Source organism: Mycobacterium sp. C31M (assembly GCF_053345865.1).
The window spans coordinates 277,154-297,166 of record NZ_JBKFAX010000002.1 but is presented as its reverse complement, the minus strand read 5'-3'; the positions used below and the strand labels follow the sequence as shown (position 1 = coordinate 297,166).

General features: G+C 57.8%; 16 protein-coding genes. 5 read left to right on the top strand and 11 right to left on the bottom strand.

What is annotated here, in order from left to right; all coding sequences use genetic code 11:
* Positions 1-671: 671 nt before the first annotated feature.
* From ACLBYA_RS03925 to ACLBYA_RS03915, 3 genes are read left to right on the top strand one after another with little or no spacing between them, the layout of a single operon-like run.
* Entirely contained in the window at positions 672-2,066 is a 1,395-nt protein-coding gene (locus tag ACLBYA_RS03925) for a hypothetical protein (RefSeq protein ID WP_447708048.1), read from the top strand.
* Positions 2,063-3,511, top strand: coding sequence for a hypothetical protein (locus ACLBYA_RS03920; protein WP_447708047.1), 1,449 nt, complete (start codon positions 2,063-2,065; stop codon positions 3,509-3,511). The genes ACLBYA_RS03925 and ACLBYA_RS03920 overlap by 4 nt, the downstream gene beginning before the upstream one ends.
* Before the next feature lie 2 nt (positions 3,512-3,513).
* Positions 3,514-4,377 carry a glycosyltransferase family 2 protein gene (locus ACLBYA_RS03915; protein WP_447708046.1) on the top strand — a complete coding sequence of 288 codons (864 nt, stop codon included), beginning with the start codon at positions 3,514-3,516 and terminating at the stop codon, positions 4,375-4,377.
* Positions 4,378-4,432: 55 nt separating this feature from the next.
* On the opposite strand, the gene ACLBYA_RS03910 is transcribed toward ACLBYA_RS03915, so the two are convergent.
* From ACLBYA_RS03910 to ACLBYA_RS03900, 3 genes are all read right to left on the bottom strand, one after another.
* Positions 4,433-5,200, bottom strand: coding sequence for a class I SAM-dependent methyltransferase (locus tag ACLBYA_RS03910; protein WP_447708045.1), 768 nt, complete (start codon positions 5,198-5,200; stop codon positions 4,433-4,435).
* 203 nt (positions 5,201-5,403) lie between these two features.
* On the bottom strand, positions 5,404-7,149 hold the full coding sequence (locus tag ACLBYA_RS03905; RefSeq protein ID WP_447708044.1) for a hypothetical protein: 1,746 nt from the start codon (positions 7,147-7,149) through the stop codon (positions 5,404-5,406).
* Between the two features lie 284 nt (positions 7,150-7,433).
* Entirely contained in the window at positions 7,434-7,976 is a 543-nt protein-coding gene (locus ACLBYA_RS03900; RefSeq protein ID WP_447708043.1) for a putative colanic acid biosynthesis acetyltransferase, read from the bottom strand.
* Between the two features lie 293 nt (positions 7,977-8,269).
* On the opposite strand from ACLBYA_RS03900, the gene ACLBYA_RS03895 reads away from it, so the two are divergent.
* Complete coding sequence (locus ACLBYA_RS03895; RefSeq protein ID WP_447708042.1) at positions 8,270-9,373, top strand: glycosyltransferase; 1,104 nt, start codon at positions 8,270-8,272, stop codon at positions 9,371-9,373.
* Positions 9,374-9,584: 211 nt separating this feature from the next.
* Positions 9,585-10,697, top strand: coding sequence for a glycosyltransferase (locus ACLBYA_RS03890; protein ID WP_447708041.1), 1,113 nt, complete (start codon positions 9,585-9,587; stop codon positions 10,695-10,697).
* A 21-nt stretch (positions 10,698-10,718) separates the two neighbouring features.
* Here the strand turns inward: ACLBYA_RS03890 and ACLBYA_RS03885 are convergent, their stop codons facing one another.
* From ACLBYA_RS03885 to ACLBYA_RS03850, 8 genes are all read right to left on the bottom strand, one after another.
* On the bottom strand, positions 10,719-11,489 hold the full coding sequence (locus ACLBYA_RS03885; RefSeq protein ID WP_447708225.1) for an SGNH/GDSL hydrolase family protein: 771 nt from the start codon (positions 11,487-11,489) through the stop codon (positions 10,719-10,721).
* 61 nt (positions 11,490-11,550) lie between these two features.
* Positions 11,551-12,528, bottom strand: a complete 978-nt coding sequence (locus tag ACLBYA_RS03880) for a GDP-L-fucose synthase family protein (protein WP_447708040.1) — start codon at positions 12,526-12,528, stop codon at positions 11,551-11,553.
* Complete coding sequence (gmd, locus tag ACLBYA_RS03875; protein WP_447708039.1) at positions 12,525-13,580, bottom strand: GDP-mannose 4,6-dehydratase; 1,056 nt, start codon at positions 13,578-13,580, stop codon at positions 12,525-12,527. Before gmd ends, ACLBYA_RS03880 begins: the two co-directional genes overlap by 4 nt.
* A gap of 107 nt (positions 13,581-13,687) precedes the next feature.
* Complete coding sequence (locus tag ACLBYA_RS03870) at positions 13,688-15,166, bottom strand: polysaccharide biosynthesis tyrosine autokinase (protein ID WP_447708038.1); 1,479 nt, start codon at positions 15,164-15,166, stop codon at positions 13,688-13,690.
* A gap of 88 nt (positions 15,167-15,254) precedes the next feature.
* On the bottom strand, positions 15,255-16,922 hold the full coding sequence (locus ACLBYA_RS03865) for a DUF4012 domain-containing protein (protein WP_447708224.1): 1,668 nt from the start codon (positions 16,920-16,922) through the stop codon (positions 15,255-15,257).
* Positions 16,923-17,186: 264 nt separating this feature from the next.
* Positions 17,187-17,555, bottom strand: a complete 369-nt coding sequence (locus ACLBYA_RS03860; protein WP_447708037.1) for a hypothetical protein — start codon at positions 17,553-17,555, stop codon at positions 17,187-17,189.
* 492 nt (positions 17,556-18,047) lie between these two features.
* On the bottom strand, positions 18,048-18,998 hold the full coding sequence (locus ACLBYA_RS03855; RefSeq protein WP_447708036.1) for an endonuclease/exonuclease/phosphatase family protein: 951 nt from the start codon (positions 18,996-18,998) through the stop codon (positions 18,048-18,050).
* A gap of 41 nt (positions 18,999-19,039) precedes the next feature.
* Positions 19,040-19,924 carry a cyclopropane mycolic acid synthase family methyltransferase gene (locus ACLBYA_RS03850; protein ID WP_447708223.1) on the bottom strand — a complete coding sequence of 295 codons (885 nt, stop codon included), beginning with the start codon at positions 19,922-19,924 and terminating at the stop codon, positions 19,040-19,042.
* Positions 19,925-20,013: the final 89 nt, after the last annotated feature.

Sequence of the window (20,013 nt, the reverse complement as noted above, 5' to 3'; positions counted from 1 at the left end):
AGCCAGAATCTACTCGCCAGCGGTCTAACCCGAGTTGGTCGAACCTCTGGCGTTGATGGAACGCCTTCGCAGCCGACCGAATCACACGGCGCTCCTGGATACGCCCACACGAGTTGATCGTGCGAACTCCGTGCGACTAGTCGAAGTTAGACGAGCGGTGGCACCGCGGAAACTGGCCAATCTAGACAACCCTCCCTGCTGGTGGTGGTCCGCCAGCATATCTCCACTTGAGGCTCTCGGTTTGGATGAGGATACGTCGCAATGCTCGCCCGGCAACCGATCTGCGTGAGGTCCGCTTGCTCAGCAACCTCCCTTCATGCGCGCCACTTCCCGGTCGTTCGTTTCGCGGCTTCTCGCACCGGTGCCGGCGCAGTGGACGCTTGATGCGCAGCAGTAGTTGGAGGCTGTCGCTAGAGTGCTACAGATCGGCCGTGCCAATGTGCATCTATCGGCTTCGGTGTGGATGATGCGGTGTGGTGCAGCAACGGAATGGAGGCATCCGCAGAGGTGGTTGACGTGACTAGCCGTATTGCTCCACGCGGATGTTGCCTGAGCGCGGGGCACGCTGCTTCGAAAGATCTCGCGTATCGCGCGTCGGCAACGTTGGCATCGGACTAGCGATGGCATTGCTTGCTGTTGTCGTGCTCGCGGTAGTGCTAGTTTTCGGATTCGTGAGTGCGCCGAAGGACCTACATAACCGACGGCCCATTTTCTCCTCCTACACCGTCGTACTCCTGTGCGTGGCCCTATATTTGCTGATGCCAGCGATACTTATCTTCGCAGCGGGCGAATACACTTGGGCCAGTAGATACTACTCAGACGGCGTATTTGCTAACACTGTGTGGCTGAGCGCCTTCGGTCTAGTAGCTTTTGTCTACGGAAATCTGCTTTTTAGAAATAGGCGATTGGTAAAGGCCTCAGGTGACTTTGTCGTCGAGGCGCGCGCTGACGATAATGTTCGACCGATCAACGGTCTACTGCTAACACTGCTCGGCCTGGGAATAGTACTTAAGATTGCGCTGATAATTTATTCGGGCGGTATGACCGAAGCGGTCCTTAGGCTGTCGGGCTTCGCCCGAGAATTTTCTGGGGTTGCAACACTCGATTCCGGTGCAATTCAGCTCCGAACAATTTCGGGAATTGCAGACGGGGCAGCTACATGGGGTGTAATCCAAGCAATCCGGGGTCGGCACCGCCAACGGCTATGGTTCGCGATTTTGTTCCTAACTCTGGGCTTGACGTACATAATGATCGGCAAGAGGTTGGTTTTCTTGCTTCCATTGCTCTGCCTTGCGGTAGCTGTCCACGCATACCGCCGGCCACTCACAACGAAGCTGCTGCCAGTAGTATTCGCTGTGGCAGTCGGTATCGGGTTCCTCTCATTGATAACGCGGATTTTCCTTCCGGCATCTGTAGCAGGTTACGGTATCAACCTAAATAACGTGGGGTACGCTGAAGGTTCGGTGTTCCAGTTCTATCTGTACTCTCTCGAATTCTCCTCGGTAGAAATGATTTCAGTAGCAATGCTGTCACGGGCCGAAATATTAAGTCTCTTCGGGGGCGCTTGGGACGCACTCATCACGACCAACATAGAGCCCTTTTTTTACTCAGTGCCGCGCGCAATCTGGCCTGGGAAACCAACCTTTTTTTACGACCTGTCGTACGGAATTAGTGCGGCCCTCGGGGACTCTTCTTTTGATGCACCCACGGTGGGATATGCGTCAACTCTGATCGGTACTGCCTACCTCCTGGGCGGCGTAATCGGCGTAGGCTTGGCGATGTTTGGATTGGGTGCGTTGACCGCGCGGATTGATACACAGTTGATGCGGCGGTGGTCGGGTGCCTCTGTCATCCTGTATGCGCTTGCGCTCGTGGTTGTTTTTAATCTCTTCCGGCAAGGCACTGTAGGCTGGACCTTTATTGTCACAATCGTCCAGCAGTACGGTGCTTTGGCAGCACTGTTGATTCTTTCATTAGCCTCAAGGCGCAAGAAGAGTCCAGTATCAAAGGATGGAACCGTAAATCAGCGGGACTCGACGTCATATTTTGACCAACGCGAACAATGAAAGATCCTCATAGTTACCAGCGTCGTACATCTGTTCTCGTAATCGCTTCGGCCATTACCACGGCATTAGCTCTGTTCGGCGTCTTTCGCTTCACCGCCGATATCCTCTCCGTCAGCTGGATCGGCGTGTGGTCGCTCATTCAGGGGCTCCTGCTCGTAGCACGCATTAGTGACTCAGGAGCTGGCGTAAACATTACTAGGGTCATTGCAGTTCGAGTCAAGAACAACGAACAAATCGACCTTCGAAACCTGTCGGTCGCGGCTCTTGTTGTCGCTAGCTTTCCATCAGTTGTTCTTGCGATAATTATCACGCCGATCATCGGGCTTTATGTAGCTTCTCGCTTCGGCGGCGAACTCGACCGTTCTGCGATCTGGACCCTTGTGTGGATTGCATTGCTGAATGCCATCTTTTCGGCGATCGCAAATATACTCCTCGCAATTTGTGAGGGTATGTTTGAACTAAATTACAAGAGTATTGTCACCATTTCGTCGAATTTATCTGGCCTTGTGGTAGCTGTTCCATTGATTTCATCGCTTGGCCCAGTCGGTATCGGCTGCGTGTACCTAGTAATGTCCCTTGTGCAGTTGGGGTTGTCCGCGTCGCGTGTAAGGCAACTATCGAGGTGCGAGCCCCTTTCTGACCGGTGTCGAATATTTGCTCACATTCGAGTGATCTGGGCCGAGAATCTGAATTTGTCGGCGATTGCGTTGATCCGACTGTCCTTCGAACCCGCAACCAAACTAATGCTCAGCTTTTTCGCTCCCTTAGTTCTAATTGCCCAATTTGAATTGGCGCTACGTGTTACGACTCAAACTCGAGTTATCATTCAGTCGGGACTGCAGCCTCTGCTTGCTGTGGGCGCACGTAATAAGGGTGATACGGATTCGGAGTTACTTGCCATTTTCGACCGCAATGATCGCCTGCTTATCCTATTAGCCCTGGGCGGCGTCTTTGCGCAAATATTTGCCGCCCCGTCTATTCAATGGTTGGGGCTTGGGTACTCTGGATCGACATTTGTCATACTCTTCTCGCTGCTGGCTGTAGGAAATGCGCTGAATATCGTCGGGCTATCTGGCTACTACTGGCAATTGACTGGTGGTCAGTTGATACGCCTACTAAGAATCCAAGGAGTGATGGCCGCTATCAATATAACGCTCGGCGCGATCGCGACTGGTCTAAACTTTGCTATTGGTGTTATCGCAGCATATGCCGCGGCATTTGCATTCGGCGGCATGGCGAGTAGAGCGTACCTACCCGCCGTAACTAAGTCTCGAATGCTCTTGGCTCCTCTAGTTTTTGTCAGCAGCGGTGCGATCGCAACTGCGCTTGTAGTTTATGTGCGGCCGGGCGGCCTTATTGGCATAGTGGGATATCTAGGTGCAGCGATGCTCTTCGGTGGACTTACCGTCTACCTCCTATATCGGACAAGTCGGAGGACTCGTTGAACGTGATGCGCATCGCAGTGTTGGTAACTGTATTTAACAGGGCAGACACGACCGTGGCAGGTCTCAACCGATTCGCAGAGTTAATTCGGCCAATTGCGTCTGAGTTCGAATTCAGGATCTTCATGGTTGACGATGGATCGACGGATGGCACGAGCGCCCGAGTGGCGAGTTTGCCTTTGGATATAGTTATCACTCAAGGATCAGGATCGTTGTTTTGGAATCGTGGTATGTCGCTCGCGTATCGCACCGCGCAGTCTTCCGATTACGATGCCGATGCCTACTTTCTTTTCAACGACGACATCATGTTGGGGGCTAATTTCACAGGGTTTCTTCGCGCATTTCGCGACCTCGATAACGGTATCCTTGTGGGCGCATTCCTCGATCCTGCAACTGCATCAGTGACCTATTCTGGATTTGTTTCTAAAGGACGCTTGCGTCCCTTCTCGTTTCATCGGCCAGCGATTGGCAAGGGATATAACCCAGTGGACACATTCAACGGAAATCTGGTTGCGATTCCAGCGACTGTTTTTGACGAGCTAGGCGGTCTCGATACCAGGTATACGCATGCACTTGGGGACATTGATCTCGGGCTGCGGGCGAAGCGTATCGGCGTCCAATCGTACGTTTACGGAGATCCGGTCGGTGAATGTGCAAAAGGCCGAACACTCGACGAGCGGATTAGGGCAGCGCAACTGGCCGATCGGTGGAAGTTGCTTTTTGGGTTCCCCAATGGTGTGGGTCCGTATATGCGTTTCGTCCGGGTGCACGGAGAGTCAATGATGTTACCCCTCTATCTGGTCCATACCGTGCTCCAGCGCTTAAGAAAGCTGTTTTGGCGACGAGTGGTTCAGAAGCGGGGGAGTTAGGAAAGCAAGTCTCTAGTAATTGCTTTTGGGTTCTACGTATAGCCAGCGGTAGGGCCTAGACGTTGTGGAAGTGGGCGCCTGTTGCGTTGTAGCGCTCATGAGTTCGATTGTTGCGTCCGGCCAGAAGAGTTTCGTGATACGTGAATTGGGCGCGCGCCGCTCTCGGCATAATGCGCAATGCGGTTTGCTTCACTGCCCACCGCGCCCTCGATTGCAGTCCGGACCTGTGGAACTGCGCGACGGCGGACGAGGGGTTGGTGGTGAACTGTTCGAGTACATGGAACTGGCAGGTCTGAATCAGCTGCCGGATGGTTGTGCGGTTGTACTTATTGATATGTCCGACCGGATTCCAGTCGTAGTCGTCGGGCAGCCCGCGGTTCAGTTCCAGTGGTACTTCGGCGATTAACAGAGGTGCGATGCGGTGAGCTTCCTTGACGAGCTCTCTGGGATGTTCCAGATGCTCGATTACGTGGGACATTAAGACGACATCCGCTGAGTCGTCACCGACCGGTACGGGTATGCTAGCGACCTCGAATTTGGTGTTCGGCAACGTTCGAGAAGATGCGATTTGGATGCCTGAAGTGGATATATCAAATCCGCGATATGAAGCGAAGAAATCAAGTTCATAGAGTCGGGCTGCAATCGCGCCGTCTCCGCAGCCGATCTCGACTACTTTGGGTTGCGGTTGCGGTTGCGGTTGCGAGCGCCAGGCCCGAACGATGTTGTCGGTCTTATCGATTGCCCCTAGGCGTCGCCACTCCGAATCGAGCCCGGGTGTGTAGAAATCCGTGTAGTGGCTCCTGAGATGATCGGATGCCGGCATGGATAGCTCCCAACGTGCTGGCTGACCAAGCTGTGGATCTAGTTGACCAGCTGTGGATTTAGCCAGATGCTACCAACTGGCTCAGTCGTGTAGGAGCGGTCTTCTCGACTTCTCCTGTTACGGGATTTTGAGCGAGACTAAGCAAACCCATGTGTCTGCAGCAATCGACCTCAAAGCAGCGACTAATGCGGTGAAACTGTCTGCTAGCGAAGGCTGATCGCTTGAGCGATGGGGCCAGCCACGCGCACAGTCGTGCCGTCGGGAGTCTCTATAAGTGCAAAATTTCCCAACAGCTGCGCGTCTCCCTCGATAAGAAACGGTCCTACGGTGACATGAAATGCAGCAGCACGGATGTGGTCGAAAGTCGGTTCCATAAGCAGGATGTTGGATTCACCGACAAGCTGGGCAACGCGTGATGCGGTGGTGATTGTGCAGTGGTCAAGATTGATAGACCCGGAGATCAAGCTGAAGCTGCGAATGAGTGAGTGGAGCGTTGAGTGCCTGCCTCCGCGAAAGGTGACAGCAGAGATGGCGCCTTTGTTGATACGAACACCGTAACCGTTCGCCGTGTATTCCCCGTTGCACTCGACAGCAGTGATTGACGAGATTTCACCGCCGTTGACGAAGAAGGTGCCATCAGACCCTGGATCTACCCATTGGCCTTCTTGCACAAGGAGATTCCCGACCATTCCCGAAGTGATCGCGAACAAGCTGCCGGCACCGTGGTGGCGAGGACGATTGACGGTCAGCTGCTCGACGACCGCAGAGTCGGCCGTTACAGAAATCGCTTGCTTTAGCTCTGTACCTGACCAGTCGCAATCGTCCAGCACTAGCTCTTTGATGGTGGCTCGGGACGTACCCCAGAGGCTCACCGATACGTTGCCGGCACTATTGGGCGAGTGTCGGATACGAGCAGTGATCTTCGACGCCGCTGGAGATACGAGGTAGAGGTCGGAGAACTGTGGGCCCGCTACGTCCACGTCGATTGATCCGAGGTCCAAGGTGCCGTACTGGCCACCGATGAGGGCATCGCCGTACCCGCCGTAGCCGTCGCCGACCCACACCGCATGATCGGTGACGTTCCCCTGTATTCCACCATGAACTGTCAGTCCATCGATCCGACGCCCGGCCCCTGCGAGTACCTTCAAAGCCTGCATAGCCCCTCGGGGCCGGAGCTCGCCGATCGATACATCCAGGATGTCGCCGCCCACATCTGCGTACTCGGCGTAATCCCCACATGTGAACGCGAGCATGTCGTCCTGCGTATTGCCCGCGACGTGGGGAATCGAGCCGCTGCTCGCCGGCCCGGTGATATGAACCCCATCGCTTGTCGTTTGGGCGTCGTGGAGCGCAAGCCGGAACCCACGAATATCACCTGCGGCGATCGCATATTTCCCTGGCCCTGTCGATGTGTATTTATCTATCTCGACATCGAGGTTGTCTACATGGCGAAACAAAAGCCCGTGCTTGTTATTTCCAGATCCGCCATTGCCGCCGCGGCTCCAAAGTCCGCCGTGTATTGATATGTTTTGATCACGGATGTAAGCGCGTCCAGTTCCATTAGTGACTGTGGCCGTCGCAGGCTCGCTGAGAATGATTTCCGCACTGCTCGGAACGGATAGAATTACTCCTGTAAGAGGCCCGTTGCCGTTCCCGCCTGCTCCGTCTACGACTAGTGTCCGCCCGATATCGGAGGGCGCGAAAACTGCCGACAAAGCCCTGATGGACGTGGACCCAGCGGTGGTAGCGAGGTCAATGATTGTTCTCTGTGGCGTGACTGCATTGGCATTCATTAAAATGTTGCAGTTCGAATTTTCTATCAAGGTGATTGTGGCATCGCGCGCATCGAGTACCCGGTTCGAAGGAACTATCAACGGCGCGTCGACCGTCACGTCGCCGGTGAGTCGATGTATGCCATTCGCGGTTGGCGCAGCAAGCCATGCATTCAACTGTGTGACGTTGGTTCTACGGTTAGCGATGAGGACCGCAGCAGCAGATCCTATTGCTGTGTGCGCAGCGAGGCCAAGCGCTGTTAGAGCGGGGAGCAGGTCACGTCGAGAGATGTGGGACGTCTGACTGTTCTTCCTACTCACCCTTGAACCGACTCCTGAATACATTGTCAATCTAGCCGGAGCGACGAGCTTTACTGGGTAGAAAAGCCCATCGGCGATCCGAAGGTGTAAGGGCAATGGTCCTTCTTAGCAGACTGAGGTGCCGCATGGGATGACTGTCGTTAGCGCTGTGCCGCGACGACAGTATGGCCTGGCTGTACCGACCGAGTGACCAACGTGGTGGCGCCGATCGTTGCACCGTCACCGATCTGGACGCCTCGCAGCACGGTCGCTCGTGCGGCCACCCACACCGAATCCCCAATCGTTATGGGTGCATTGTCGAACTCGAATGTAGGGCTTCGGCGATCGTGGCTGCCGGTGCACAGAAGTACATCTTGTGACACGCAAGTGTTCGAGCCAATGGTGACTTTTTCGAGGTTGAGGATCCACGTGCCTTCCCCTACCCACGTGTGATCGCCGATTTCGAGCTTCCACGGCCAGTGGATCTTTACATCGTGTCGAAGGAGCACGCCCCGTCCGATCTGGGCGCCGAAAAGTCGTAGAAGTGCTATCCGCAACCGGTTAGGCAACCACCAGTGCATGACGACGTTCCGGGATGCTATAAGCCACAGGACTTGAGTTGCGAAACCGCGCCCCTTGTCGTATCCCGAGCCTGAGAACTCGCGGAGGTTGAAGTGGTTCTGGCGTATCTCGGGAAGCTGCATGTGCTCTCAACTATCAACTAGATGTTTGCAGTGATCTTCACGGGGCGATCCCAAGATACCGGTTGGAGGGAGCCATGGCCACATCTGAAAGGTTGGCGGAGCTGGAGGACCTGGCAGTGCCACTCGGCTGTCCGTAGATCAGTGTTGCCATCACATCAGGACGGCTTCCGTTAACTATCTGCGGCGCAATGATACTGAACGAAGTAACCTGGCACCGGCCGAGTGTGCAGAAATGAGTGGCAAGTGACTTTAGACAACGCAGTGACAAGGGCGTATCGGTGAGACGACGCGGAGTGGCGATCGTCCAACAGTACGTGCCGACCTACCGATTGGCCTTCTTCGAAGGCTTGGTTGAGCGACTCGGTGATCGCGGGATCGATTGTTTTGTGGTGGCCGGCAGGCCCTTCGGTTCGCAGGCGGCACGCGGTGATGAGGCAGGTGGCGAGCCCTGGTTGAAATTGGCTGAACCCAAAAGGCTGAGGGTGGGGCATCGGACGATCTCGTTCTACGGAACATCAAAGCATTGGCGACATTGCGACGCCGTGATCTTTGAGCTTAGAGGAACCTCGATCGACCTGAATATGGATATCGCGAAGAAGAAGATTACCGGTCGCCGGCTGGGAGTGTGGGGCCACGTTAGACCGTATACGCAGCCCGGGCACCCACTCGACCTCGCCGCTGAACGCCATCAGATGTTTCATAGCGATCGGGTCTTCGCGTATACCCCTTCGGGTGCGGACTTCGCGGTTGCAGCTGGGGTCCATCCGTCGCTTGTGACCTGTGTGATGAACTCCGCTGATGTTTCCCGCCTCGTTGAGGGTATGCGAAACCTTCGTACCGATGAGGTTCGCGACTTTGAACGAAGTAACAATTTGTTGCGTGGCAAGGTATTCGGATACTTGGGCGGCATCGACGAATCGAAGAGGATCGATTTCTTGACACGTACGCTCGACGTCCTCTGGGAGCGCGATCGCGAGGTGAAGCTCGTCGTGGGCGGGAGTGGAGATCAGGCATCTTTGCTCTCTCCAGCCGCTGCGCGAGGCCAGGTTGTGATGCTGGGCTACGCAGGCCCCAAGGAGAAGGCATTGTTGGCTGCCAGCTGTGAAGGGCTGATCAACCCTGGTCGGATCGGACTAGTTGCGGTGGAATGCTTGGCAGTGGGGCTTCCCATTTTCACAACCAGTTGGCCATTTCATGCGCCGGAGTATGAGTACCTGAAGCAAGGAAAGGACGTATTCGTAGCTGAAGACTCTGTTGATGCTTTCGCGTCACTGGTTCTCGCTCGGCGGCGCCCTGCAGCCGAGGCGACTCACCGCCGGTATGAGGCTCACCAGTACCCTTCGCTCGACGAGATGATTGGTAACTTCGCAGACGGTGTGGAAGTGCTTGTCAAGTAACAGGACTGACCTACGCAGAAACCTTTGGAATAGCGGCGGGTGTGTAATGGCGACGGTTATTCGTCACCGGCAGGTAGTGGGACGTTGGACACAAGCCAGCTGCGAACCTGAACGTCAAGTCCGCGGAAGAAACCGATTGTCAGGCCTGTAGCTTAGTTGGTCCGCTCAGTGCCAACGTCACTGCAGCCTGTTTCGCGAAAGGCGATGCCCGATGAGGATTCTGTCTGTCGTCACTCTCGTCAGCCCGATGGGGGAGTACGGAGGCCCTCTACGAGTGGCCGTGAATCAGTGTGCAGCGTTACAAGAACGAGGACATGACGTTCAGTTGGCCGGAGCGTTTCGCGGGTATCGGCACGCGCCGACCTCGGTCGAGGGTGTTCCCGCGAGGCTGTTCCGAGCCGTGAATATCATCCCCTGGACAGGGTTTGCGGGCCTCTCATCGCCGTCGCTTTGGGCTTGGGTTGCTCGAACGGCCCACCAGTTCGATGTCGTTCACATTCATGCGGCACGTGATCTTGTCACTCTACCCACAGCGTGGTTGGTCGCTCAACGGGGTGTTCGTTATGTCGTTCAGGCGCACGGCATGATTGACGAGTCGGACCGTGCCTTAGCTATACCACTCGATGCGATCCTCACTAGGACGGTGCTGAGGCGGGCGCACCGAGTCCTGTACTTGACAGATGTTGAGCGTGGAGATCTCGCGAACGTCGCACGCCATGACTCCATCGAGTTGGCTGAACTACCCAATGGGGTGCCAGATTCGACATTGAAGCCTGACAACTCAGGAGAGGTCGAGGTGCTTTACTTAGCGCGACTGGCCAAACGGAAACGGCCGTTGGCAATTGTGCGGGCCGCGGAGTCGTTGTTCTCTGAGTTTCCTGATGCACGCTTCGCGATTGTCGGCCCTGACGAGGGCGAAGGCCGAGCGGTATCCCTCGCAGTTCAGTCAGCCCAGCGTAGGGGAGTTAGGGTCTCATGGGAAGGCGGCGTGGCCCCGGGAGATGCTGTTTGCCGCTTAGCCCGGTCCGCAATATATGTATTGCCGGCGGTCGACGAGCCGTATCCCATGTCTGTGCTCGAAGCGATGTCAATTGGTTTGCCGGTGATTATCACGGAATCTTGCGGTCTCGCTTCATTCGTGAACGAATCCGGAAGCGGCTTAGTAGTTGGGGCCGACGAGGAATCACTTGTGGAAGCGATCCGAACGTTGCTGGCCAATCCGACTCTGGCGAGTCAGCTCGGCGCTGCAGGCCGTGAAGCGGTAAGGGGTCGGCTCAGCATGAACTCGATCGCAGCGCGACTCGAGTCGGTTTATGCGGGTTAATCCGAACAGGCAGAAAGTTGACTAGGCGCTGAGCTGCGCCGCAATGAGCGGCCCAATCTTATTGGCTAAGTATTGGTTGCCAGCTTCATTGGGGTGAACGCCGTCCTCCTTCGTAAGATTGTCTTCGCTTAACCATCCCAGTTCAACGGGATCAACATATGTTCCACTCGCCGCTTCAGTCTCGTGCCTGAGTGTCTCGCTTACGCGCCCGATGGCGGCTGGCGGATCGCCAGGAAATATTGGTCCAATCACGAGAAGTTCTGCGGAAGGAGCGATCTCGCGTGCTCGTGCGAATGTGTCCCTAACCACCAGCTCCAGCACCGGTGGACTCGTATAGCGATCGTTTCGTCCTCCGATGAACACGATGAGCGCGTCGTTAGGAGACACCAACCTGTCGACCCGCTGTAGGTAGATAGTCTTCGCGGAGGCGCCGCAGTTGGTGTAGCCCGTCCCGCCTTCCGCACCAACTGTCGCTGTGATTTTGGGGCCGCGTCGGTCGAACTCTTGCCATATCAAGTCGGGGAATGGCACTGGGGGCGTGGACAGGTAGGAATCGCCAATTACGGTCACCCGCTGGGTTCCGGGCCTGGTTGCAGGAGCTGCCGGCAGGGTTGAGGGATCAGAGCATTCGGAATCCTGACCCTCTGTACCGTCCGTCGAATGTGTCGAAGTGGCAGGTGGCGTGTAGGTAGATGTGTAATTGTCCGGAGGGCGTTGGCAACCCGTCACAACTAGGGCGACAGCTGCGACGGTGGCCCAAAGTCTCACTGCGCGAAGTCGAGAAGAGTTCATGAGTGAGGGCTTGGGTTCATGCATGGCGAGCATTGCGCACGAGACCTCGATGACCTTAGTTTCACGCGTTCCGTAAGGAGTCGGCGTGCTTTCGATACCAGGCTAATGTCCGTTCGAGACCTTCTCGGAGGGTGATCTTTGACTTCCAACCTGCGTTCGTCAGCCTCGTCACGTCGAGAAGCTTCTGCGGTGTGCCGTCGGGCTTGGTTGTATCCCAGAGAGTTTCGCCGCTGAAGCCCACTACCGATGCGACGGCCTCAGCTATCTCTCGGATCGTCACGTCTGTGCCCGTTCCAACGTTGACTTGATCCGGTCCGTCGTAGTGTTCTAGAAGGTGCAAGCATGCATCAGCCATATCATCAGAGTGTAAGAACTCTCTCCGAGGCGACCCGGTTCCCCAGTTTGTAACCGATGGTGCATAATTCGCTACGGCTTCGTCGTAGCGACGGATTAGCGCGGGCAGGACGTGTGAGCCTGTTGGTGAAAAGTTGTCATTCGGACCGTACAGATTGGTCGGCATCGCTGATATCCAAGGGAGCCCGTACTGCCTTCTAATAGCCTGGACGTGGAGAATTCCAGCGATCTTCGCTATCGCATATGCGTCGTTCGTTGACTCCAAGTGACCCGTGAGCAGGTACTCTTCACGGATTGGCTGCTGAGCGAACTTTGGATAGATACATGACGATCCAAGGAACAACAGGCGTTCCACTTCGACTTCACGAGCAGCGTCTAGCACGTTTACCTGGATACGGATGTTTTCGCTGAGGAAGTCGACAGGGTAAGTGCTGTTTGCTAAGATGCCGCCGACCTTCGCTGCCGCGAGTACGACATAGCGTGGCCGAACTTCGTGGAAGAACTTGAACACCTGCTCGCGGCATGTTAGATCGAGCTCCGTCGAGGTCTTGCTAAGGATCCTTTCGAATCCCGCGCTCTGAAGACGCCGGACTATCGCGGAGCCGACCAATCCGCGGTGGCCGGCAACATAGAATCTCGACTCTCTATCGAGTTCGCTAGCGGAGTAACTGATTTGACCGTTCACGCTAGTCTCGTCCCGGTGACGTCTATGGTCCCCCAATCGGCCAGTCGGACTCGGTCGATCCAAGGCCTACCAGCGTGGGCAAGGGCCTCGATGTCAGCATCGACCATCAGCCGTGCTAACTGGCGACCGTCCACCGACGGCACCCAGTCTAACTTCGTGTTTGCACGAGTGGGGTCCCCAATTAGTGCGTCGACCTCTGTAGGGCGTAGGTAGCGGTCATCGAAGCGAACGTATTTATCCCAATCGAGATCGGCGTGTGCAAAGGCGATCTCGAGAAACTCTCGGACGGTGATCCCGATACCGGTCGCTAGTACGTAGTCGTCGGCATGGTCTGCTTGGAGCATCCGCCACATTCCTTCGACATACTCAGGCGCGTATCCCCAATCGCGGATGGCATCTAGGTTGCCCATGTACAAACAGTCTTGTACGCCAGCCTTGATTGCCGCTACTGCGCGAGTAATCTTCCTCGTGACAAACGTCTCACCGCGGCGTGGTGACTCGTGATTGAAAAGGATGCCGTTGACGGCGAAAAGCCCGTAGGCCTCTCGGTAATTCCTCGTGATCCAGTAGCTATACAGCTTTGCGGCCGCATACGGAGATCGTGGGTAGAAGGGGGTGTGTTCATTCTGTGGAGGAGGCGTAGCTCCGTACAACTCGGACGACGACGCCTGATAGAACCGGGTGTCTATGCCGGAAAGACGAACTGCTTCAAGCATCCTGATGGTGCCTGTACCAGTGGTATCCGCAGTGTGCTCTGGCTCGTCGAACGACACACGTACATGCGACTGTGCTGCGAGATTGTACACCTCGTCCGGATCTATCTGTGCAAGCAACGTCACCAACCGTGCGCCATCGCTGAGGTCTCCGTAGTGGAGGAAGAGCTTTGCGTCTGGGGAGTGAGGGTCGACGTATAGGTGGTCGATCCGCGAAGTGTTGAACGTTGATGCACGGCGGATTAGGCCGTGCACCTCGTAGCCCTTGCTCAGCAACAACTCTGCGAGGTAGGACCCATCTTGGCCGGTAATACCTGTGATGAGAGCGCGTTTGGTCATCGGTACCTTCAAGAGGTGGCAGCCACGCCGTCGTGCGGCAGTAGCATTGGTTATTGTCGGAGATTAGTCGTGAAGACGGCACTGCGCTATTTGGAGCAAGTTTAGTGTCAGTCCGCACTCCGCCGTCGTCGACTGCCGGACTGAACTACGCCGTCAGACGGATCGACGTTGCGAATAGCCTTCGGCCCATCTGCTTTGGGGGCATCACCAGAACCGCGCTGTTCGCCCTCGCCGCCGTAGTAACCGTATCCGTAGACGTAACTGTAAGAGGATATTCCTCGCGACGGCAACATTGTGAAAACAGAGCCTAGAAGGGGAGCGTCGACGTCCCTGAGATTGCCTACAGCGTGAGAAAGTTGGTCGCGTCTAGTTTGGCCGTATCTTGCCATTACCAGTACTCCATCGGCGCACGCGGCCAGAATCGCAGCATCGGTAACGGCGAGAAGCGGTGTCGTATCTACGATCACGTAGTCAAACTGCTCACGGAGTGCCGCGAGCAGGTGCTTAGCCGACTGCGATCCAAGCAACTCACTCGGATTGGGTGGTACAGCACCTGACGTCAGAACCGTTAAGCCCGGAAAACGTGTCTTCTGTAGCGCTTGGTCCAGAGTGGTTTGCCCGCTAAGGACCGTGCTTACGCCTACGGCTCCCACCAAACCTAGGTACTTGTGGAGCATGGGCCGCCGCAGGTCGCCGTCGACCAAGACTACATTTTGCTCGGCTTCGGCGAGGGCTAATGCGATATTGATGGCTGTGGTTGACTTGCCCTCGGTCGGCATCGAGCTTGTTACCACTATCACCCGCGGCGGGCTATCGACGGACAGGAACTGCAAGTTTGTCCGGAGTTTCCGGAACGCTTCAGAGATGCCGGAATTGTCGGTGTCGAATGAGATTGCTGGCTGCTTTCGGCGTTCCTTGTCCAAGGGGATGATCCCCACGATGCCGGCATGGGTAATCTCCTCGAGCTGCTCCCGGGTCTTCACCGTGTTGTCGAGGAGATCTCGGAGAACGGCGGCCCCGATTCCAAGCGCAATGCCTAAGAGTAGGCCGATCGCAATGTTCCTACCGGTCTGGGGAACTATGGGACGCTCTGGCATCGATGCACGTTGTTCGACGACGACACGAGCATCGGGTCTAGTGCCACCCTCTGGTGTCTCGAGTTCGCGAACAAGGTTTACGAATTCATCTGACAGCGCGTTGGCTATATCTCGTGCGCGTACTGGAGACTCATCGAGCACAGAGACGTTGATTAGGACTGTGTCGAGTTTGGCGCTTGCGCTGATCTTCTGCTGTAGCGTCTCAGCGCTCATATCGAGTTCGAGCTTGTCGACTGTCCGTTGCGCGAGCGTTCTTCCCTTGATGAGCTCGGCGTAGGACACCACGCGCTCTTGCGAGAAGCGGTTGCCTTGGTAGGTTTCGGACAATGACGAACCTGCCGACGTAGATACAAACAGCCGTGTAGACGCTTGGTAGAGCGGCGTAGTGATAAGGGAATAGACCGTTGCCGCCAACACCGCCACGATCGTCACCGTGCACACGGTTATCCACCGAGATCGGAGCATCTTCAAAATATCGTTGAGATTCAATGCTGCCCCTTCGCCGGTGGTGGCCGTCGATACTTCTGCTGAGTTTTCATTCGTGTTGTTGTCTATTGGGTTGTGCGCGTTCGGCGAATCACGAACACGCGGGAACCGATACTACGGGAGCCACTTTGTCGACCAACGGTTGAATCGGAACTTCGGGTGCGCCGCCGACAGTTGGTTCGGACAGCCTGAAGGTAAGCTCACCAGCCTTCCCCGGAGGGATTGCAACCTGCACCTCGAATGTAGGGTGACCTCTCTCTGCGCCGGTAAAGGCCTGTGTCCGTTGCCCGTTGGAGAGCGCGCTTTCCAACGTGGAATCCTGTGTCCCGATAAGGCGGACCGACGTAACCATGGTGCCTGGAGGCACGTCGATCGGTAGGTCGGGATTGAGTCCTCCGGCGCTAGCCACGTAGTCGGGCAGCGGCCCGGGCGGTGCCGAGTTCTTCAGCCGAATGGTGACGGTCGAGTTCCTGGTGTCGTTTTCGCATTCATCTGCCACGTACTCGATTTCGCGCTCCAGGTAGTAATCCATCTTGTTGCCACCCAGATTGTTGATCACCACTTCGGCATACGGTGCCGGTTCGTCGGGAATGATGTGTGCCAGTGGTGTCTGTTCCAACAACGCCTGCTCTGCCGGAGCCGCGCTCCACACGGATATCCGGCGCTCGCTGACCGCATGGCCGAGCGCCTCAAGCAATCCCCGGGGGGAGCCAGTGGTGGTGGTGACGCTCTTGACCACCTCGCTGGCAATTTCCTGTAGGTACTGCTTACGGGCCGAATGATCGGTGGGAAACCGTGCGTACACGGTGGATTCGGTCAGCTCGACCACATTGTCGGCAGTCACCTGCTCGCCATCGGGCATGGTGATCGGCCCCACCGCACCCAGGATGTCACTGAGGGCAAACGGATCCAGCGCGATCACGCCGTCCACATTCGTCCCGGTCTGTTGCGCCCACATAGACTTCCAGATCTGCGCGGCATATGGAAAGTGGGAGCTCAGGTTGCTGTTGCGGAAGTCGCCGAACGGGTTGGCATAGCCGTAATTCTGCTGAAACTCCGCACCCAAATCGATGGGGGTGAACGGCTTATCCAGCTCGGTGTTGGTACCGAGCGTATCGACGGTGGCGACACCGTTGTCGAACCGCAGCACCCCGAACCCGCCCAGCAGGCCGCCGGTGCCGCGCGCCTCGGCATTGGTCTGAAACGCCATGAAGTACGATCGCGGTCCGTCGGCACCCATCATCGGGGGGACCAGGCGCGCTGCCAGCGCCGTGTTCTCCAACAGTCCGGTGATCTCGGCGGTCTGCGCTTGAAGCTGGGTCCGCGCGTCGGCGAGCTGCGCGACGAATCTCGGTGTGACGATCGCCTGCGCGTCGCTGTTGAGCCGCGCTGCCGCCTCGGACAATTCCCGAAGCTTGGGTTCTTCGCTGCGCAGCAGCTGCACGTCGACGCGGCTGCCGGCGATCAGTCGGTCCGGTGCCAATGCAGCCCCGGCCGTCGCGGCGGGCTTGAGCACATCGGTGGCCAGTCCTAGTACTACCTGTGAGATCTGCTGTCCGGTCGCAAAAGGGCTGCCCAGCCACGGCAGTGCCGAGGCGATGCTCCACGGCAGTGAGTGGGTGGCGTCGTTGGCTTGCTGCGCGTGGTATTCGGTGTGATCGGCAAAACGTGATGCGTCGCCTGAGTTGCCTTGCAGGAGTGCGTCTTTGGCTTGTTGCGCGTTGGAGCGTGCCTGTTCGAGTTCTGAGCGGGCGTCCATACCGTTCTTGGCCAGCCACCCGATGAAAGTAGCGACCACCACGACGGCGAGCAGACCGCCAACGAGGATCGAGCGCCGATGCCGTCGCAGCGAGGCACCGAGTCGGTCGCCTACGCCGTCATCGTCGTCTCGTGCTGCGGAACGGTCGTCATCGTCCTTCGGAATGTTTCTCGGCACTCAGTGGCTTCCAGATAGGTTCGGCGCGGATCCGCCGAAGCGGGTCCGCGCCGAATACGTCAGGTTCGGAGCAACTAGCAGCAACTACTAGTTGCAGCCGCGGCCGACTGAGAACGTGGTGGTGCCGTACGGGCCGACCTTGACGGAGGCACCGAATACACAGGCCTCGAAGTTCAGGTTCTGGGTAAACCAGCTATAGGCCGGCTTCAAGAAACCCGGCACGAGGCTCAGCGGGGTGAAAGTGAACACCGGATTGGTCGGCGAGTTCGGGTTAGCCGGGCCGAACCACCAGAACTGGTTTTGGAAGATGTTGTTCGGCGACGATGCGGTGGCGCTCACGGCGGCCGAACTGAAGTCCAGGCACGGGTTGGCGGCGGTTCCGCAGTCGTCGTCGGCGTCCAGGGTGGAGCCAATTCCCACGGCGGGCAGCGGTGCCGGCGGGGCGGCCTGTGCCACCGTCACCGGTGAGAGCGTAGCTGCGGCAGCCAGGGCGGCGGATGCCACTCCCAAGCCGACCTTGCGGCGAATTCCTGACATGTGGTCCCCCTACGTATCGGCGTGAAGTTGCGCAAAGCTTCGCAGACTGTGTGGTGCCTGTCAACTTATCGCCGCAGTTCGCGGCATGTCTTGCGCCGTGTGTACCGGTCGCGCGACATGTTCACGCCGCCGTAACTCCCGGCGGTGAACATTCTGATTGCAAAGGCCCGCTAAGTGTTGATCGTGACCCCTGGTTTGCCAGATGTGAACAATCGATCCAACTTTGCTGAATCACTTTTTGTGCGGTGTGCGCATCGTAGGTAACTGCGACAACACGCGGATGCGGTGTTGACGGGCTCTGCCATGGGATTTGGCGTGCGTGAGGCTGTAAATAGTTATGCGTGAGCGCGCGAGCGGCTAAGGCCGCCGCCTTAGCGGACGGGAACCTGAGCGAGGGGCCCGGCCGCGAAGTTATTGACGTTGCTGTAAATGTTGTTGCGGGTGCAACGTAATCGTGGCGACCAACGCCTTATGGTCTGACCCCGGCAGTGGGATCGCCGAGACACTGCCGGCAGTCGCCGCTCGGGTCAGGATGTGGTCGACGGCGAGGAACGCCGGAACCGGACCCTCTCCGGGATATGTGCGCAGCAGCCCCGCGCCTGCCTGCTGTCCGGCGTCGCGATATCCATCACGTAACAGCATCCGGAACTCTCGGACATCCTGCGTGGCATTGAAGTCGCCTCCGACAATCACCGGGCAGTCGGCCGGCAACCGGCGCAGCGCCGCGGGCAGGCGGGTGATCTCGGAGCGCCAGGTGGCAAAGGCCGACCGCGGTGGCGGCATATGGGTGGACACTGCCAGAACCTCGGTGCCGTGCTCCGGCGATTGAATGCGCGCGGCCAGGAAGCCGCGGCTGAAACTGTCGTCGGCCTCGGAGGCGGTGATGGGGTAGCGGCTCCACAGTCCGACACCCGCGGCGCGGTCGCGGGGGCGCAGGGCGTAGTGCGGGAAATCCTGCCCCAGCGCCGCGGTCAGCGTTCGGGCCAGTTCCGGTGTCAGTTCCTGCACCGCCAGGACGTCTGCGTCAGCTCGGGCCAGCGCGGCCACCGCGTGTGGGTCGGCCCGGCCCAGATACAGATTGGCCGAGACGAATCGCAGCGTCGTACCGGTGGCCGCCGATCTGCTGCCGAGATAGCGGGGGAGACTCACGGCGAGCACCGCCACGGTCAGGCCCGCGGCCACCGACGCCAGCGTCCAGTGCCGCGATACGGCGAACCCCAGCATCGCCAACGGCGCGCCCGACATCACGTAGGGCGACAATGCCGCGGTGGCAACGACAGGCCGATCGACGGCAGGCAGAAAACGCGCGAGCAGCGCGCACACCGCCACCAACACCAGGAATAACCCCAGCAGCTTCAGCACCCGCCGCCACCCACTGAAAAGCTCTGCGGCTCAACGAATTATCAGGGCTTGGCGTACGTCACCAGGCTGACGTCGAGCGCCTCGTCGACGTAGTAGTACTGGCAACCGGTCAGATAGCGCATGTAGTCGTCGTAGTGCTCCTGCCCGGCCACAGCGATGGCCTGGTCCTTGTTGTGCTCCAGACGCGCGGCCCAGATGCCGAGTGTCTTGATGTAGTGATTACGCAGCGACAACACCTCGGGAACGGTGAAGCCGACTTTCTCGCCATGCTCCACCAGCATCTTGGTGCTGGGGATTCGGCCGCCAGGGAAGATCACCTCGGCCATGAACTTGGCGAACCGCGCCAGCTCGAAGGTCAGCTTCTTGCCACGCGCGCGCAGATCGTCGGGGTGGTAGCCGCAGCTGCTCTGGATCGTCATCCGGCCGCCGGCGGGCAGGCTGTCGAAGGCGGTCTTGAAGAAGGCGTCGAAGCGGTCGAACCCGAAATGCTCGATCGCCTCGATGGACACGATGGCATCGACCTTGCCGGAAAACTGCTCCCAGCCCTGCAGCCGGACGTCGAAGGTGCGCTCGGAGTCGATACTGCCGAGCAGCTGATTGCAGTAGGCCTGCTGGTTTCTGCTCAGCGTCAGGCCGATGACGTTGACGTCGTACTTCTCCATGGCGCGCTGCAGTGTCAGGCCCCAACCGCAGCCGACCTCCAGCACGGTCATGCCGGGCTTGAGATCCAGTCGGTCCAGGTGCTGGTCGACGTTGGCGATCTGCGCCTCGGACAGCGTCGCCTTGGGGCCGGTGAAGTAGGCGCAGCTGTACTTGCGCGTCGGGTCCTGGAAGATGCCGAAGAAGTCGTCGGACAGGTCGTAATGGGCCTGGATGTCCTCGAAGTGCGGTTCCATCTCCGCAGTGGTGGTCGACTTGTCCGACATTGTGGCCTTGCCCCTCTCGGTGGGCTGCGATCGCGCCGCCCACCACGTCTTGGTGCCCACTTGCGCTGGCACCCTACTCGCCACGCATC

Coding starts and splice junctions, on each gene's coding strand:
- ACLBYA_RS03900 (WP_447708043.1), bottom strand. CDS start 7,976: ATGCAGCTTCCCGAGATACGCCAGAACCACTTCAACCTCCGCGAGTTC.
- gmd (WP_447708039.1), bottom strand. CDS start 13,580: ATGACCAAACGCGCTCTCATCACAGGTATTACCGGCCAAGATGGGTCC.
- ACLBYA_RS03920 (WP_447708047.1), top strand. CDS start 2,063: ATGAAAGATCCTCATAGTTACCAGCGTCGTACATCTGTTCTCGTAATC.
- ACLBYA_RS03850 (WP_447708223.1), bottom strand. CDS start 19,924: ATGTCGGACAAGTCGACCACCACTGCGGAGATGGAACCGCACTTCGAG.
- ACLBYA_RS03890 (WP_447708041.1), top strand. CDS start 9,585: ATGAGGATTCTGTCTGTCGTCACTCTCGTCAGCCCGATGGGGGAGTAC.
- ACLBYA_RS03910 (WP_447708045.1), bottom strand. CDS start 5,200: ATGCCGGCATCCGATCATCTCAGGAGCCACTACACGGATTTCTACACA.
- ACLBYA_RS03885 (WP_447708225.1), bottom strand. CDS start 11,489: ATGAACTCTTCTCGACTTCGCGCAGTGAGACTTTGGGCCACCGTCGCA.
- ACLBYA_RS03865 (WP_447708224.1), bottom strand. CDS start 16,922: ATGGACGCCCGCTCAGAACTCGAACAGGCACGCTCCAACGCGCAACAA.